At 47.4% G+C, this 17,767-nt stretch carries 14 protein-coding genes and 1 riboswitch; of the genes, 2 read left to right on the forward strand and 12 right to left on the reverse strand.

Features of this window, described 5'->3' with window-relative positions; genetic code table 11:
- Positions 1–12: 12 nt before the first annotated feature.
- From H7F26_RS02025 to sspJ, 12 genes are all read right to left on the reverse strand, one after another.
- Complete coding sequence (locus H7F26_RS02025) at positions 13–1,503, reverse strand: UxaA family hydrolase (RefSeq protein WP_003185163.1); 1,491 nt, start codon at positions 1,501–1,503, stop codon at positions 13–15.
- On the reverse strand, positions 1,503–2,972 hold the full coding sequence (locus tag H7F26_RS02030; protein ID WP_003185166.1) for a tagaturonate reductase: 1,470 nt from the start codon (positions 2,970–2,972) through the stop codon (positions 1,503–1,505). Before H7F26_RS02030 ends, H7F26_RS02025 begins: the two co-directional genes overlap by 1 nt.
- A 60-nt stretch (positions 2,973–3,032) precedes the next feature.
- Entirely contained in the window at positions 3,033–4,031 is a 999-nt protein-coding gene (locus H7F26_RS02035; protein WP_003185168.1) for a LacI family DNA-binding transcriptional regulator, read from the reverse strand.
- A 79-nt stretch (positions 4,032–4,110) separates the two neighbouring features.
- Positions 4,111–5,499 (reverse strand): glycoside-pentoside-hexuronide (GPH):cation symporter, encoded by a 1,389-nt coding sequence (locus tag H7F26_RS02040; protein WP_003185170.1) that lies wholly within the window; start codon positions 5,497–5,499, stop codon positions 4,111–4,113.
- Positions 5,500–5,534: 35 nt separating this feature from the next.
- The gene (gene uxaC / locus H7F26_RS02045) at positions 5,535–6,956 is read right to left on the reverse strand and encodes a glucuronate isomerase (RefSeq protein ID WP_003185172.1); all 1,422 of its coding nucleotides are present in this window, start codon (positions 6,954–6,956) and stop codon (positions 5,535–5,537) included.
- A 176-nt stretch (positions 6,957–7,132) separates the two neighbouring features.
- On the reverse strand, positions 7,133–8,890 hold the full coding sequence (locus H7F26_RS02050; protein WP_003185173.1) for a sensor histidine kinase: 1,758 nt from the start codon (positions 8,888–8,890) through the stop codon (positions 7,133–7,135).
- Complete coding sequence (locus H7F26_RS02055; RefSeq protein ID WP_003185174.1) at positions 8,887–9,615, reverse strand: response regulator transcription factor; 729 nt, start codon at positions 9,613–9,615, stop codon at positions 8,887–8,889. Before H7F26_RS02055 ends, H7F26_RS02050 begins: the two co-directional genes overlap by 4 nt.
- A gap of 223 nt (positions 9,616–9,838) precedes the next feature.
- On the reverse strand, positions 9,839–10,606 hold the full coding sequence (locus tag H7F26_RS02060; RefSeq protein ID WP_044051841.1) for an ABC transporter ATP-binding protein: 768 nt from the start codon (positions 10,604–10,606) through the stop codon (positions 9,839–9,841).
- Between the two features lie 63 nt (positions 10,607–10,669).
- The gene (locus H7F26_RS02065; RefSeq protein ID WP_003185178.1) at positions 10,670–11,683 is read right to left on the reverse strand and encodes a FecCD family ABC transporter permease; all 1,014 of its coding nucleotides are present in this window, start codon (positions 11,681–11,683) and stop codon (positions 10,670–10,672) included.
- Positions 11,683–12,747, reverse strand: a complete 1,065-nt coding sequence (locus H7F26_RS02070; RefSeq protein WP_009329573.1) for a FecCD family ABC transporter permease — start codon at positions 12,745–12,747, stop codon at positions 11,683–11,685. Before H7F26_RS02070 ends, H7F26_RS02065 begins: the two co-directional genes overlap by 1 nt.
- 155 nt (positions 12,748–12,902) lie before the next feature.
- On the reverse strand, positions 12,903–14,306 hold the full coding sequence (locus H7F26_RS02075; RefSeq protein ID WP_003185182.1) for an amino acid permease: 1,404 nt from the start codon (positions 14,304–14,306) through the stop codon (positions 12,903–12,905).
- Between the two features lie 114 nt (positions 14,307–14,420).
- Positions 14,421–14,597, reverse strand: a riboswitch (Lysine riboswitch).
- Between the two features lie 162 nt (positions 14,598–14,759).
- Positions 14,760–14,900, reverse strand: coding sequence for a small acid-soluble spore protein SspJ (gene sspJ, locus H7F26_RS02080; RefSeq protein WP_003185183.1), 141 nt, complete (start codon positions 14,898–14,900; stop codon positions 14,760–14,762).
- 239 nt (positions 14,901–15,139) lie between these two features.
- Between sspJ and H7F26_RS02085 the strand changes: the two genes are divergently transcribed.
- Positions 15,140–15,610, forward strand: a complete 471-nt coding sequence (locus H7F26_RS02085; RefSeq protein ID WP_016885750.1) for a metal-dependent hydrolase — start codon at positions 15,140–15,142, stop codon at positions 15,608–15,610.
- A gap of 99 nt (positions 15,611–15,709) precedes the next feature.
- On the forward strand, positions 15,710–17,569 hold the full coding sequence (locus H7F26_RS02090; RefSeq protein WP_003185188.1) for an LTA synthase family protein: 1,860 nt from the start codon (positions 15,710–15,712) through the stop codon (positions 17,567–17,569).
- Positions 17,570–17,767 lie beyond the last annotated feature (198 nt).

Below are 17,767 nucleotides of genomic sequence, written 5' to 3' on the forward strand. Positions count from 1 at the left end.
TTACCGCCCCCTTTATAATGTGACGCCTGTTTTAAATATCGCAAGCTCCCTGAAATCGTTTATCTCATTGTTCAGCTGCCTGCCGCTTGCGACTTCGATCAAATACGCTGTCAGCTCCTTCAAAACGTCATCTTCTGATCGGTCTTCGAGCACCTTTCCCGCATTAAAATCGATCCAATGGCGCTTTGCCTCATAAATCGCCGTATTTGTCGAAATTTTCATCGTCGGCACAAAGGTGCCAAAAGGAGTTCCCCGTCCTGTCGTAAATAAAACGATTTGACACCCTGCAGCGGCCAGTGCGGATGAAGCAACAAGGTCATTTCCCGGAGCACTCAGCAGGTTCAGCCCTTTCTTTTTCAAAACGTCCCCGTATTCAAGGACATCCGCCACCTTTGAAGTGCCGGCTTTTTGCGTACAGCCGAGCGATTTATCTTCCAATGTCGTAATGCCGCCCGCTTTGTTTCCCGGAGACGGGTTTTCATAGACGGGCTGCCTGTGATCGATAAAGTACTGTTTAAAATCGTTGATTAAGCGGACAATTTTATGAAACACTTCCTCATTTTCAGCCCGCTCCATCAATAGCGTTTCTGCCCCAAACATTTCAGGCACTTCTGTCAACACCGCCGTTCCCCCTTGGGCGATCAGAAAATCGGAGAGCCGGCCGAGCAGCGGGTTCGCGGTAATGCCGGAAAATCCATCAGATCCGCCGCACTTCAAACCGATTTTCAGTTCAGAAAGCGGAACATCTTCGCGGTGGTCACCTTTTGCATGCTTATAAATTTCCTTTAACAGTTTGACGCCTTCCGTGACTTCGTTTGATACCTCTTGGGAAAGCAGAAACTTGACCCGGCTGTGATCGTAATCGCCGAGCGCTTCGCGGAATTCGTGAATGCTGTTGTTTTCACAGCCGAGCCCCAGCACAAGGACACCGCCTGCATTCGGGTGGTTGACGGCATTCGCCAAAATCGTTCTCGTGTTGATATGATCGTCGCCAAGCTGTGAACAGCCGTACTGATGCTTTAATACGTGAACGCTTTCAAAAGGGGCGATGGAGCCGACCTCAGCCTTAAATTCTTTGATGATCAGCTCTGCAATGCCATTTACACAGCCGACAGTCGGGACGATCCATAGCTCGTTTCTGATCCCGGTTTTTCCGTCTTTTCGTTTAAAGCCTTTAAATGTAAGCGGTTCTTTTTGATAGCGGTTTTCCGTAAACTTCGGCTTGTAGCTGTATTCTTCGACACCGCCCAAATTCGTTTTCACATTTTTCGTGTGCACCCACTCTCCCGTCTGAATCATTTCAGTGGCGTGCCCGATCGGAAAGCCGTATTTGATGACGTTTTCATTTTCAGCGATGTCTTTTAAAGCAAACTTATGGCCTTTCAAAATCGGTTCCTTGATCACGATGGTTCGTTCTCCGACAGTGACCGTTTCACCGGTCTGCAATTCTCTTAACGCAATGCCGACATTATCTTGAGGATTGATCATCAAGCAGTCTTTCATTACATGTCCCCCAGCTCAGCCATTTGGCTTTTCATCATTTTTTCCAGCGCCTTCCTCATTCCCGTTTGTTTCATGTCCCTTAAATATTCAGCCGTCTTGTCCGTCAATCCGGGCATGTCGTTCAGATTTTGCCCCCACACTTTTTCAAACCCAAGAACATGGAATGCGATGTTCGAAACGTCTGTCTCTTCCGTCCAGAGCCGTTTGAGGAAAGCCAGCACCTCATCGTCGTCAGACAGCGGAATGGCCCCATCATCCCCATCCCGTTGGCCTCGGTAAAAATAAATTAAGGCGCTTAAAGCAAATACGGTTCGAGCCGGAAGTTTGCCTGTTCGTTCCGCATATTCCATTAAGACGGGCAAATTTCTGACTTTGAATTTTGCAAAGGAATTTAAGGAAATATCGATCAGCTTGTGACGGATAAACGGGTTTTTAAAGCGGTCGAGAATCTCTTCCACGTAGTTGTCAAGCTCGCTATCGGGCATATCGATCGTCTCGAGCACCTCCCGCTGGATCAGCTCTTTCACAAATGAGCCGATAAGCTCGTCTTCAGCCGCTTCGCGAACCGTCTCAAGGCCTGCCAAATAAGCGACCGGCGTCATCGCGGTATGGGCGCCGTTTAAAATTCTCACTTTTCTTATCCTGTACGGCGTCACATCCTGGACAAACTCGACATTCAGACCGGCCTCATGAAGCGGAAGCTCGTCTCGAAGCCATTTCGGCCCTTCAATCACGAACAAATGATACGGCTCCGCCTTCACCATCAAGGAATCGTGATAGCCGGCCGCCTCTTCAAGCCGGTGTGCATTTTCTTTCGGGAATCCCGGTACGATCCTGTCCACAAGCGTATTGCAGAACACGTTTGCCTCTTCAAGCCAATCGATGAACCCTTGTTCAAGCGCCCACGCGTTTGTATAGCGCAGCACAATGTCTTTCAGTATTTTCCCGTTATCCTCAAGCAGCTCACACGGGAGGATCACCAGACCTTTTTCCCTGCTTCCTTGAAAAGTCATGTATCGTCTGTATAAAAGTGCAGTCAGCTTCCCTGGATAGCTTTTCTGCGGACGGTCGGACAGACGGTCTTCCTCGATATAAATGATGCCGGCCTCTGTCGTATTTGAAAATACAAACCGCAAATCCGGCAGATCGGCCAGCTCCATAAATTCATCATAATGCTCATAGCTGCTGACGACTCTGCTGATTGATGTAATGACAGCAGAATCGCGAACCTCCCGTCCTTCCCGGAAGCCTTCAAGATAAAGCGTGTAAAGCCCATCCTGTTCTTGAAAGGCCGTTACTGAACCGCGGCGCGGAGGCACGACGACGGCACTGCCGTTAAAATCGGTTTCTTCATTCAATCTATGAATCTGCCAGTCAATAAACCCCCTCATAAAGTTACCTTCCCCGATTTGCAAAATCCGTTCGGGGCGGCTCGGCTTAGACCTTATCCGTTTGGACAGCCTCTCCATTTCAATCCCCTCCTCATTTCTGCACACGTTCACATTTTACAGCGCATCAAAAAAATGATGCTATAGATGCTTAACTGAATTGCGAATGATCAGCTCCGTGCTGATGAGCGTCTGCCCGCCTTCTGCCTGCGGGTTTTCGATCAATGACAGCAGGCTTTCCGCACCAAGCATGCTGATTTTTTCAGTCGGTTTTTTTACCGTCGTCAATGACGGTGTCGTATACGCCGAAAATCCGCTATCGTCAAAGCCGATAATCGACATATTGTCAGGACAGCGTTTCCCGTTTGCATAGAGGGCGTTCATCGCGCCGATCGCCATATCATCATTGGCGCAAAACAGGGCTGTCGGAGGATTCTTCAGCTTTAGCAGCGTTTCAGCCGCGCGAAAGCCGCTTTGCATCGTATAATCGCCTTGAACGAGGTATTCGCCGGGCATATCAAGGTTTGAGTCGCGAAGCGCGCGAAGAAAGCCTCCTTTCCTTTCTTGAGACGATTTAAAGCCTTCTTTCCCCTGCACCATGGCGATCTGTTTGTGGCCGTTTTTGATCAAGTATGAAGCAGCGAGGAAAGCGCCCTCGTGTTCATTCGCCAGTATATTGACAACGGAGTGCCCTTCGATTTTTCTGTTCAGCACGACGACCGGAATATTCTGTTTGAGGACATGCTCAATAAAAGCCTGATCCTGTTCGCTTTGGCTGATTAAAATCATGCCGTCATAGCGGTTGCGGTGAATGGATGACAAATCATGATAATCGTCGATTCCCCTGACAACCATATTATAGTTTTCATCGATCACCTTGTTGACGCCGCGCAGGATGTCTGCAAAGAAACTTGAAGACGTCCCGTCTGTCAGGCTTGTTAAAAACAGGCCGATCGTAAAAGACTTTTGCGTGACAAGGCTTTTCGCATTAAAATTCGGTTTATAATTCATTTCGGCTGCGATGTCGAGTATTTTCTTTTTCGTGTTCTCTTTTATCAGCGGACTGTTGTTCAGCGCTCTGGATACTGTGGTGTGCGATACATTCGCCAGCCTGGCGATATCTTTAATCGTTACTGACATTGTTTTTTACCCGCCTTTTCTTGCTGTTGTTACCATCAGTTTACCATATCAAAAGCGCTTTTTAGAAAGTGAAATTCCGCTATGTTCTCGCTTTGATTTCCGCGACCATTTCGGCGTGCTTCTGATCCGTCAAACGGTACAGGTAGCCGAGAACGAGAATGGCCGCCGTCAGCGCTGCTGCCGGATACAAAAGGAGAATCGCTTTAATGCCGAGCAGCGTCCCCGCTTTTTGGGCCGCATTCGGCACATAGCCGATGATGCTGAGACCGATCCCTGACAGGAAGCCGGAGAGCGACTGAGCCAGCTTTCTCGAAAAATTAAACAGCGAGTATACCGTTCCTTCTTTCCGTTCCCCTGTTCTCCACTCGCCGTAATCGATCGCATCTGATACGAATGCCCAGGTGATTCCGTTCGGAATGCTGATGCCGATGAAGGCGATGCTTGCGAGAATCGTAAAAACAAAGACATTGCCCGGTGCGAAAAAATTGATCAGATCGGCACAGACAGAAACCGCGAGCCCCAAAATGGCGGTATGCTTTTTCCCAAAAAGCTTCACGAGCTTCGGCAGCATGATGACGCCGATAAAGGATGAGCCGATGATGATGAAATTCATGTAGGCCATCAGTTCGGCGTTCCCGAGGTTATACTGCGCGAAATAAATCAGCATCGCGGATTTAAGGTTATAGGCTGAAATCGTAAAAATTGTCATGAATATTAGCGTAAGGAGCGGCTTGTTCGTAAAAAACGTCTTTGAAATCGCTTTGAATGTCACTTTTTCCTGTTTGTACTTCTCATCTTTTACGACGATCCGTTCCTGACAGTTCCTGTAGCAAATGTAGAAAAACAACACACCCAGAAAAGACATCAGCCCCATGACGACCGGATAGGCAACCGCAGGGTTGTCAAACCTGACAATCATCGGGATGACAACAATGCTCGTCACAAACAGGGCGCCCAGCGAGCCGGCTTGGCGAAAGGAAGCAAGCGAAGTCCGTTCCACCGAGTTTTGCGTCATGGCAGCCCCGAGCGAGCCGTAAGGGATGTTGACAAAGGAATAGCCGAGACCCCAAAGCATGTATGAGGCATAAGCGTAGATGAGTTTGCCCGTCGGTGACAGATTCGGCGAGATGAAGGTCAATATCGTCAAAATCGCAAGCACAAAGCTTCCGTATAGCAGATACGGCCTGAATTTGCCTTTCGGGCCGATATTCTTCCTGTAGTCGATCGATGTTCCCACAATCGGATCGACAAAAGCGGCGAAAAGTTTGCTCACAAGAAAAATGCCTCCGGCTGCCGCCGCCGGAATGCCGGCAACATCCGTAAAAAACTTCAGAAGATAGAGCTGTCCAAGGTCAAACATAAATCCGTTCCCAAAATCTCCAAAACCGTAAGAAACCTTTTCTTTTAAACTTAATTTCTCTTGAGTGACGGCGACTGTTTCGGTTTGTTTGTTCGTCGATATTTCCATGAAAAAGCAGCTCCTCTGCTAGCCAATTTGTGAATCTAAGCTTTCAAACGATCTTTCACTTCAAACTGGAAATAGTGTTTTGCATTTTCGTAGCAGATCCCTTTTACGATCCGGCCCAGCAGTTCGATATCATCCGGCGCTTCGCCGTTCTCAACCCATGTGCCGATAACATCGCAGAGCAGGCGCCTGAAATATTCGTGTCTTGTGTAGGAAAGAAAGCTGCGCGAATCAGTCAGCATACCGATAAAACGGCTCAATAGACCGATGTTGGCAAGCGATTTCATTTGTTCGAGCATGCCGTCTTTCGTATCGTTGAACCACCAGGCGGTACCGTGCTGGATTTTCCCCGGTATCCGGCCGTCCTGGAAGCTTCCGCAAAGGCTTGAAATCACGACATTGTCCCGCGGGTTTAAAGAATACAAGATCGTTTTTGGCAGCGCATCTTTTCGATCAAGAGAATCGAGAAAGCTGCACAAAGGCTTTGCGATATCCTGATCATTAATCGCATCATATCCCGTATCAGGCCCGAGCTTCCGGTACATTTTGCTGCTGTTGTTGCGGAGGGCGTTAATGTGGAGCTGCATCGCCCAGCCCTTCTCCGCATAGCATGTTCCCAAAAAGTGCAAGGTCAAGGATTTGAATTTGCACTCTTCCTCAGGCGAGGCGCTTTCCCCGTTCATCACCTTTGCAAAAATCGGGCGCACTTCGCTCTCATCTGTTTCCGTGTACATCATTTGATTGATGGCATGATCCGATATCCGTCCGCCTGCTTCATGGAAAAAGTCAATTCTGTTTTTAAGCGCTTTCAAAAAATCGTCATAATTCGCTATCTTCATACCGCTAGCTGTTTCAAGCTTTCTCACCCAGGCGGCAAAACCCTTTTGATTGATTTCCATCGCCTTGTCTGGCCTAAATCCAGGTAAAACGCTTACATTAAAGTCTTCATCTTTCAGCTTTACATGATATTCAAGACTGTCTGTGGGGTCATCTGTCGTGACAACCGTTTCAACGTTTGATTTTTCAATCAAGTCTCTGGCGCCGAACCCTCCTCCGGCCAGCTGTTCGTTAACCCGCTCCCAAATATGCGGTGCGCTCTTTTCATCAAGCCGGTCATCGATGCCGAAAAACCTCCTCAGCTCCAAATGGGTCCAATGATAGAGCGGGTTTCCAATCGTCATCGGAACCGTTCTTGCCCAGGCGCTGAATTTCTCCTCGTCTGACGCATCTCCTGTAATAAACTCTTCGGATATTCCATTGGCCCTCATTGCTCTCCACTTGTAGTGATCACCGTAGAGCCATACTTCGGTCAGGTTTTTAAACGTTTTGTTTTCGTAAATCTCCTTCGGGCTCAAGTGGCAGTGGTAGTCGATGATCGGCATTCCTTTTGCATACTGATGGTACAACACTTTCGACGTTTCATTCGTTAAAAGAAAATCGTCATTCAAAAACGGCTTCACAGAATCTCCACCTTTCTTTACTTATAAATGTTAACGTTAACAAAACCATCTGCAGCATGATGTGAACGTTAACATTTAATCTTATTTTATACTAACCGCGCCTTCTTTTCCATTATTTTCTCAACATAAAAGAAGCCTAAAGGCAATAACCTTTGGCTTCTTCTTTTTCATACCGCTTATTTGGCGGCTTTAGGGTTTTTCTTAAATTCCATCGTAATTTCCGTCCCTCGGCCTGTCCGGCTGTCAACTGCGATGCAGCCGTCGTGCAGGTGGACAAGTTCCAAAGAAATAGCAAGGCCGAGACCGCTTCCTTCTGTCGCATCTTTTGTATGCGTTCCCCTGTAGTAGCGGTTGAATAAATTTGAGACGGTTTCAGAGTCCATGCCTCTTCCGTTGTCTTGAATTTTAAGAATAATATATTGCTTGGATTCTTCAAGGATCACCTTGATGTCAGTGCCTTTTTTGTTATGCTTGACGGCGTTGGCGAGGAGGTTTTCCAAGACTCTTCGGAACCAGCCCCTGTCTATCGCAAACTCGGTATCTACTTGCTTGTATTCAAAAGACACGTTGTACCCTTCTGAAAATGAATGGCGCTTAAACTCCTCAACGAAGCTCTTTAAAAACGGCACGAGCCTCACTGTCTGGCGTTTAATCGGCAAAGCGTCGTTTTTCAGCCTGTACGTCAAGTTCAAGTCTTCGATTAGCTGTGACATGTAGTCCGACTTTTCTTTCATCGCCTGGCCGATTTCGCGGATTTCCTCTTTTGACCACTCATAGTTTGGAGACTCCAGCATCATGCTGTAGCCGTAAATCGTGCTGAGCGGCGTTTTTAAGTCATGGGAGAGCCCTGCGATCCATTCCTCCCGGGTCGTTTGGATTTTCTTGCGGTTTTGCTCGTCTTTTTTCAGCGTTTCCGTCAGCTGCTCCATCGATTCAAACACTTCTGTGAACAGCCGGTACGGCTGTTTTCGCTTCCCTTTTTTGTTCCGGCTTCGCGGGCGGCCTTTCCGGTTTCTCGGTTCTTCAAATCGCCCTTTTGAAAGGTTGACGATCCATTTAATCGTATGGATGATCGGCATGCCGAATCTGAAAGAATACCAAATGGTCATAGAAGACATCAATAAGATCAGAACGCCGATCACGATGAGAACGATTTTTAAAGCGAGCCCGATCATCGTCCTGTTGAACTCATGATCCGGATTAAAAATCGGGTTCGGCGTAGCGGCGATCAGCCATTCTGTCGCGCTTAATCGCCTGTATGAAAACTCGTGCTCGTAGTTCCATGGCTTTGATCCGTATTTTAAAAGCTCCAGCTCATTGATTCCCTGGCTGTAATCTATGTCCTGGTAGATCGAGTCCAGCATTTTCCCTTTTTCGCTGAACAAATAGACGGACCCTTTGTTTTTCTTAATGAAATCAAGCGTGCTTTTTTTATAGGAAGAAAGGTCTGCCATATCCTTCTCTTCTTTTTCCAAATAGGACAGGATCGTATCGCTTTTCGACTCCCATCCGAATAAAATCACGTAGTCTTCACCATTGAAATTGGCAGACCAGAAGTTGACTTGATATTTTTTAATTCTTTTTTTATCAAAAACGGATACCAGGTCTTCCCTGTGGTACTGCCTCTGAATTTCCGCAGGAAGACGGTAGGAATAAACGGTTTTCTCCTTGCCGTCTAATATTTGAAGCCAGCCTCCCTGTTTGTCGATAGCCGATTTCAAGATATCTTCGATCTGCCAATTGTTATTGTCATCCACGCTGACCCAGCTTTCAAACGTGTCTGAAGTGGCTTTTGCCAAGCCTGTATCCGCTTCGCTCTCGCTTAATCGGAGAGCGAAAAAAATGAAGGATAACAGCAAGGTCGCGAGAACAAGACCGAGAATCAAAAAAATCTGACTGACAAAGTGGAGAACGAGCTTTCCTCTGAGCTTCATCCTTCGCTCTCTTTTCGTGCAGGATTGGGAACGAACTTATATCCAAGGCCGCGAATCGTGACGATATATTCGGGGCTGCTCGGGTCTTTTTCGATTTTCTCCCTCAGCTTTCTGATATGTACCATGACGGTGTTGCTGTCTCCATAAGATGGAACGCCCCACACTTTTTCATAAATTTGATCCTTGGAAAGCACCCTGTTCGGATGATCGCAAAAATATTGCAGGAGCTGGAGCAGCTGCGCCGAGCAGCTGACCGTTTCGCCGTCCACGATCAGCTCCGCAAAGTCGGGATGAAATATAAAGCGTTCATATTCGTAGGCTGAAGATACTGAAGCAGCTGCAACTTCTTTATGTATATACGTTCTTTTTAAATGGGCTTTAATCCTGGCGATTAATTCCAGAGGATTAAAAGGTTTTGTAATATAATCATCAGCCCCGTAGGCAAAACCCGACAGTTTATCGAGATCGGATGTTTTCGCCGTCAAGAAGAAGATCGGAGCGTTGGTGTGCCGCCTGATTTCAGGAGATACATCAAATCCTGTCTGTCCCGGCATCATGACATCGAGAAGTATTAAGTGCACGGTGTCCTTTTTCACGATGTCGAGCGCTTCTTCTGCGCTGCTTGCGGTCAGAACTTCTGAAAATCCTTCCTTCGTGAGGACGCGCTTGACCATTTGAACAATGGCGTCTTCGTCGTCCACAATCAAAATTGTCGCATTTTCCAAAATCCTTCTTTCCTTTCTGTCTATATCATGTATTTTATATCCTCATCTTACCATCTATTATATCTATATCGGCACACATTTTCTGATTTTAAAGTAAAAATAAACTTTTTTAGAAATGATTTTTTACTTTACGAAATCATGGAATAAAAAAACAGACATCTGTCCGATGTCTGTCCAGATTGTTGACAAAATCCCAAAAAGGTCTTTTGTTATTGGGATTTTGTCATCCGGTTGCCAGCCTCTGATCCTCTTCTTTTTTCAATAGATCGTAAGTCAGGCACACCGGTTTTCCTGTGCGCGGGTCTAATATAATTTCAGCATCAATCTGAAACACCTTTTTTAATACTTCTGATGTCATGACTTCATGAGGGGCGCCCTCTTTGACAATCGCACCGCGGTTCAGCGCCACCATATGATGAGCGAAGCGGGCGGCATGGTTGAGGTCGTGAATGACCATCAAAATCGTTCGGCCTTCTTCTTGATTGAGCTTTTCCAGCAGTTGCAGAATTTCAAGCTGGTGCGCCAAGTCCAAATAGGTTGTCGGTTCGTCAAGGAGCAAGAGCTCCGTTTCTTGGGCAAGGGCCATCGCAATCCAGACGCGCTGGCGCTGTCCTCCAGAAAGGGCTTCGATCGGCCGGTCATAAAAAGGCAACATTCCTGTCACTTGGAGAGACCATTCAACCATGCGGCGGTCATCGGCCGAAAGCCTGCCCATTCCCTTTTGATGAGGAAAACGGCCGTAAGAAACGAGCTCATATACGGTCAAACCGCCTGGCGCCTCAGGCGTCTGCGGAAGAATCGCCATCTGTTTGGCTACATCCTTCGTCGACATTTGGTGGATCGCTTTGCCGTTTAAATAAACGGCGCCCGTTCGCGAACGCTGTATGCGCGCCATCGTTTTTAATATGGTTGATTTGCCGCACCCGTTCGGACCGATCATGGTCGTCACTTTTCCTTTTGGTATGTGGAGGTTTAAGTTTTCGACAATCATCTGTTCGCCGTAGCCGATCCCCAGGTTGTTTGTTGAAAGAGACACGTTGCACCCTTCCCTTCTTTAATTTGTTTTCATAAGCAAATAGATAAAATACGGTGCGCCTAAAGCGGCAATGACAAGCCCTACGGGAATTTCCGAAGGCGCCAGTATCATTCTTCCAATTAAGTCCGCCAGCAAAAAGAGCAATGCTCCGGTCAACGCGGAAGCCGGGATTAAAAGCTGATGCTTCGGCCCGACAAGTCTTCTGGCAATATGCGGAGCCACGAGACCGAGAAACGTAATGTTTCCTCCAGCCGCTACACACGCGCCGCTCAGCGCGGCTGCCGACAGAAGCAGTGTGCGCCGCTCTTTTTCAACTGCCGTTCCGAGCCCTGTTGCGAGCTGATCACCGAGATTCAGCACGTTTAAATAGCGCGCTTTATAGAGGATAAAAGGAATCAGCACGACAATCCAGGGCAGCACGGCCGAGACAAAGCTCCAGTTCGAACTCCATATATTCCCTGACAGCCAAACAGCCGCCTGCATAAAGTCATTTGGGTCCATTTTAAGCTGCAGCATTAAGATGGCCGCCGAAAACGCCGCATTCACTCCGATGCCGACCAAAACGAGGCGAATGGGATTCAAGCCTTTTTTCCACGCCAGCAAATAGATGGAAACGACTGCAAAGCAGGCTCCCAAAAATGCGAATATCGGCAGGGAAAAAACGAATCCTTTTTGCAGGTTGCCAACGTCTCCCTGAAAATAGAAGATGAACAGCACAACGGCAAAACCCGCTCCCGTATTGATGCCCAATATCCCCGGATCGGCCAGGTCATTCCGGGATATCCCCTGCCAGACGGCTCCGGAGACAGCAACCCCTGCACCGATCAGCATGGCGAGGATCATGCGCGGCAGACGGAATTCAAATAATACAAGTTCATCCTGCGGCGTTCCAAAGCCGAACAGTGTTCTCAATGTAGCAAGCGGGTCGATGCGGATTTCTCCCATGTTCATGCTTAATAAAAACACGGCGGCCGTCAGCACGGCCATGACGAGCATCACCGCACCCGCCCGTCTGTTGTTTTTCTTGAGCATTACAGTCCACTCCTTTCCCTGCGGGCCAGATAGAGAAAGAATGGTACGCCGACAAGCGCAGTTACTGCTCCGACAGGTGTTTCAAACGGCGGGTTGACCAGCCTTGCCGCAATATCCGCATAGATCAGAAGAACAGCGCCAAGCACAGCTGAGCATGGAATGATCCAGCGGTAATCAACCCCGACCAGAAAGCGGGTAATATGCGGAATGATCAATCCGATAAAACCGATCGCACCGGCAACGGATACAGTGGCACCCGTCAGCAGAACAACGGACACGATGCCGATCGCTTTTACCGTCTTCGTATATTGACCGAGCCCTTTCGCCAGCTCCTCACCCAGGCTTAGAACCGTGATGGAACGGGCGATGACAAAAACGACCGCCAAACCGAGCGCTGCCGCCGGAATCAACAACTGAATGCTGAGCCATTTCGTGCCGGCGACACCTCCGGCATACCAAAAACTGACGTCGCGCGCCACATCAAAGTGGATCGCGATGCTCGTAGAAAGAGCGCTCAGGAACGTGCCGACAGCCGTACCGGCCAAAGCCAGCTTTACAGGCGTAAGACCGCCTTTTGAAAACATTCCGATTCCAAAAACAAGCCCCGCTCCAAGAGCGGCACCGGCAAATGACCAGATCATCAGCCCGATCGATGAGGTTCCTGGAAAAAAAGCAAACGCAACAGCAATTGCGAAAGCTGACCCGTGCGTGACGCTCATAATTTCCGGCGACGCAAGAGGATTTCGCGTCATCCCCTGCATCACGGCTCCGGAAACCGCCAGGCAGGCGCCCACAAGAGCCGCACTTACCGTCCTTGGCAGTCTGAGTTCCTGAATAATTTGATGGGCCGTATTTTTCGCGTCAAAATGAAAAATGGCGTCCCAAACCGTTCCAAGCTTTATATCAGCCGCACCGAGCGCAATCGATAATGCGGCGCCAAAAAGCAGCAGCATGATTCCGCCGGCCAGGACAAATACAGCTCCGAGCGGACGGCTGATCGGTCTCTGTTCTTCATCAGTGCCATCCGCGCCGTTGATATGATGTATGTTTTTGTAAGAGCTCACTCGATGCCATTCCTTTCGATCTTTTTAACCGATAACGATTATCATTTTCATGTTTAGTATAACAGGCCTAAGCAAAAATTTTAATCAAAATTTTCGGCAGGAATCAAAAAGCCAGCCGATCTTCCGCTAAAAGACCCGGCTGGCAAAGAGCTTTATCACACTTGATTATTTTTGAACTTTTTGTAGACGAACGGGTAGATCGCAAGACCGACGAAAAACAGCCCGATTCCCAAGATAAAGGTGGTCAAGTCAGACGTGCCTGAAACGATGACCCATAAAGAGTACGCAAGAGCGGCCAAGGCAATGATGCCGTCTCCTGTTCTTGAACCTTTCAGCTCGCCGTATGTCTCCCCTTTGAGGATGAGCTTCAAGCTGAAAAGAGCCGCTATGAGATAAGGGACAAGGTAAGCGAGCGTCGCCGACGTTGTTAAAAACGTAAAGGCTTCGCTGATCGTTCCCGAAATCGTTGAGAAAATAAAGATCTGCGACATCACGTTTGTGACGATCAATGAATTGACCGGACTTCCCTTTTTATTCGTTTTCGCAAAGAAAGCAGGAAAATCACCGGCTTTTGCCGCCTGATACGGAACCTCTGCGCCGATTAAAATCCAGCCGAGCATCGATCCGAACAAAGAAACGATTGCCAAGACCGCCATAATCACGCTGCCGAAGCTGCCGATAATCACGTGCAGCACATCAACGAACGGTTTATCTGATGCCTGGAGCTGATCGTGCGGGATGACGCCCATCGTAATTAAAGTGATGATCATATAAATGCCGAGCGCAATTAACAGGCCGGTAATGGTCGCGCGTTTGACATCACGCTGGGATGATGCGCGCCCTGATAAGATTACCGCAGACTCGATGCCGACAAACGCCCACAGCGTTGAAATCGCCGCATTGTGAACCTGTCCGCCCAGCCCTATGCTTTTGCCTTCTGATTCGATTGGAAAATAAAATGATTCGAATAATGCCGTTTGAAAAACGAACAAACCTGCAACAATAAACAGGACAAACCCAAGCACTTTGGAAAAAGTCGCCAAAAAGTTCAGCTTGCCCGCTCCATTTATGCTGGAGACTAGGATAAAATGCGTCCCCCATAACAAAATCGTACACACGATGAATGTCAAGAGCTGGCCAAGTGTAACGGGGTGTCCGCCGAATTCAACCAGCTCGCGTCCGTCGGTTAAGATCGGCAAGAAAGTCGTCAAATAGCCTGCAAGGCTTGTAATGATGGCCACGTTGCTGATCCAGCTAGCCACCCAATACCCCCATACCATTGTAAAACCTGCCGCATTCCCTTTTTTAGGGTCTGAGAATAAAGCTCTTGCATAGCTTTGCGGACCTGCTTTGAGATCCGGGCGGCGAATGGATAAATGGCCGAATACAAGGGCGATCATCAGCACCCCCGCACCCGTCACCAGCCATGCCGCCGTTACGCCGAGCGGGCTAGCCGTCTGGGCGAGTGTGCTGGGGAGCATAAAAATCCCTGAGCCGACCATATTGCCGACAACAAAAGCCGTAAGAAGCCAGAAGCCCCATTTTTTTGTCTGTTCCATAAGATATAACCTCCGAGCATTTTATAAAAAATATGCCGGACCAGACCGTGAGATCATTCAAAATAAAAAAAGCATGAACAAAAGTCCATGCTTTGGTTAAACATACACTCTTGATCTCCGGATAGCCCTCCGCGGGAATACCCGCGGCAGTCCTGCACTTATTCAATGCAGACCCAGCATAAAGAATGAATGGCTTCCTTATGCTTCGGCGCTGATGCCTTTTGCATATGATCATCGGCCCCATCAGCCTCACACATGCGACTCATCATCCGCGCAACCTCTACCTCACTAAGAGTTAAGAGTGAGGATTTATCACATATTCTGAAAAGAGGTTACCAGAGAAATTTTGATCTGTCAAAGGGAAGTGATGGAAAAAACGGACAGCCGCGCCAAAAGGCCGCCTTTTTTGGCAGCCTTCTGAAGAATGGAAGACGGGCTCTCTCCATCTGTCATTTATCGGTTATTTTTCTTTTTGTTGACCGCCTCTTGCAGAGGGTCTCCTTTCAGCGCTTGTCCTGCGTCTTCAAGCGCCCCCCGAACGGCGTTTTGGTCCTTTTCCTTATTTCCTCTATCTTTATTGAAGAAAATACCCAAATGAATCACCTCTTTAAAAATGTGGTACAATTTTAATTTGGCTTATCAAATTTAAATTATGCAGAACCTTGGAATGTGTTTTTTATCTGAAAACGCCATATTTTAGATGTAAACGCGCCGATTGTTTAGGAAAATGTTTTTTTCAGCTGACAAGTTGTTACCATCTGTCTTGAAGGCCGTCAGAACTCTTGATATAGTTTTCATTAGGAAATTGTTATAGGTCTTAAAGGAGAAGCGATATGACAGGAAAAACACACATCATGGGAGGGGTCGCTTCTTGTACGGCTGCTGCTTATTTTTACGGATATGATCCGGTGTTCATGACAGCCTCGGGCGTTATCGGAGCATTGATTCCGGATATATGCCATACAAAAAGCAAGATAGGCAGAAGGCTTCCGATTTTATCAGCAGTGGTCAGTTCTGTCTTCGGGCACAGGACGTTTACACACAGCCTGCTCTTTTTGCTCATCACGGCATTCGCGACACATTTATATTTTGCAGATCAGAGCATACTTGTCGGATTGATGGCCGGAATGGCAAGCCATCTGCTCCTCGATGCCGGGACTGTAAACGGCATCAAACTTTTCTTTCCGTCCGCCATTAAGGTTCGTCTGCCCCTTTACATTAAAACCGGCGGGAAGGCGGAACAAGTCGTTCTTGCTGTGCTCACCGTTGTTTCGTGCTATTTTATTGCGAACTTGATCGCCTGACGAAAGGGACGGTTTGACCGATTGCTATATGATGCTTTTTTTAGTCATTTTATCTTGGTGTTCTTTACCTGCGGGGATTATATGTGAGGAGCTATTTATATGAAAGAACAATTTTTTAAAAAGCAGTGGTTTTTATGCCTATCCATATTTTTCATATGGATGAAGACGTACTTCATCTACAAGCTGGGCTTTAATTTACAAATCGACAACGCACTTCAGGAACTGATCCTGTTTATCAACCCGCTTAGCTTTCTCATCCCTGTACTCGGCATCAGCCTCTTTTTTCGCGAAAAATCGCAGCGCATCTATTTAATCGGGGCTAATGTCGTCCTGACGGGCATCTTGATTGCAAACAGCATTTTTTATGGTTTCTACATCGATTTCATCACCATTCCCGTCCTGTTCCAGGCAAAAAACCTCGGGGGGCTTGGAAGCAGTTTTCAGGAGCTGTTCAATCCGGTTTTCATCGCGCTTTTCCTGGACCTGGCTCTCATGGTCTGGCTGGCAAAAACGCGCGAAAGAACCGGCAAAAAGCTTTCCGCTAAAGCCGTTAAGATCTACTATGCGGCAGCCGCCGGAACGGTGCTGTTTAATCTCGCCCTGTCGGAGCTGGATCAGCCGAAGTTTTTAAGCTACTCTTACGACAGGGAAGTGCTTGTAAAAAATATCGGCTTGTATCAGTTTCATCTGTTGGACGGCATTTCACAGACCTTTAATTTGACACAAAAAGCGGTCGCTGATGAAAACAGCCTGGCAACGATCGAAAACTACACAAATGCCGACTACAGCAAACCGAACCAAGATATGTTCGGAATTGCCAAAGGACGAAACGTCATCTTTGTAACGCTTGAATCCACCCAGACATTTGTCATCAATGAAAAGGTGAACGGCCAGGAAATCACGCCGTTCATGAACAAGTTCATTCAAAAAAGCTATTATTTCGACCATTTTTATCAGCAGACCGAACAGGGGAAAACGTCCGATTCGGAATTCATTGTCGCTAATTCGCTCTATCCGTCTCTGAGCGGTTCGGTGTTTTTTACGAAGAGCGAGAATGCGTACAATTCGATGTATAAAACACTGGCGAACCACAATTACAGAACATCGGTTTTCCACGCCAACCATAAAAAATTCTGGAACAGGGACGTCATGTACAAAGCCCTCGGCATCGACAGCTTTTATGACGTCTCCCATTTTCATGTGACACCTGAAAATTCAACGGGCTGGGGGCTGAAGGATAAGGAGTTTTTAACGCAATCGGCCGACTTGATGAAAGACTTGCCGCAGCCCTTTTACAGCAACCTGATCACATTGACGAATCATTTTCCATTTCAAATTGATGACGAGGATAAGCTGATCGATGAGTACGATTCAGAGAGTGACATTTTAAACCGGTATGTCACGACTGTACGCTATGAAGACGAAGCATTGAAGCATTTCATCGCAAAACTGAAGAAAAACGGCCTTTACGACAATTCTGTGATCGTGTTCATGGGAGATCACTACGGCATATCAGAAGCGCACAACGATGCGCTGGCTCAATTTTTGGGCAAAGACGAAATCACCCCCTACGATACCGTTCAGCTGCAGCGGGTGCCGCTGATTATCCACATTCCGGGGGTAACGGATCAAGACCCGAAAACGATATCCGAAACAGGCGGCCAAATTGATGTCAAACCGACATTGCTCCATTTGCTCGGAATTGATACAAAAGGCATGATTCAATTCGGCAATGACCTGTTTTCGAAAGAAAGAATGCCTTTCGCTGTGTTGAGAAACGGCAGCTTTATTACAGATGATTATATCTACACGAAAAATACGTGCTACAGCAAAAAAACCGGGGACATGATCAACGATGGAGAGGACAAATGCGGCCCTCTCATCGAGAAGGCGAATGAAGAACTTTCCCTTTCCGATAAGATTATTAACGGTGATTTGCTGAGATTTTACAAAAAATAATCCGTCCCCTTTAAACCGGCATTCTCGCCGGCTTAAAGGGGCTGTTTAAATTGAGGGACAGCTGGGTATTATATACCGAATGTTAAAAATGAACTTGCGGTTTTGCAGTTCCTTCGTTACCCTAAATGAAAAGAGAAGTTATTTCGAGTGCCGATTATTTCATAAAGTGTTATAAAAAATGATAAATAAGAAGGTTTT

This window comes from Bacillus sp. PAMC28748, from assembly GCF_014250415.1.
GTDB classification, from domain to species: Bacteria; Bacillota; Bacilli; order Bacillales; family Bacillaceae; genus Bacillus; species Bacillus licheniformis.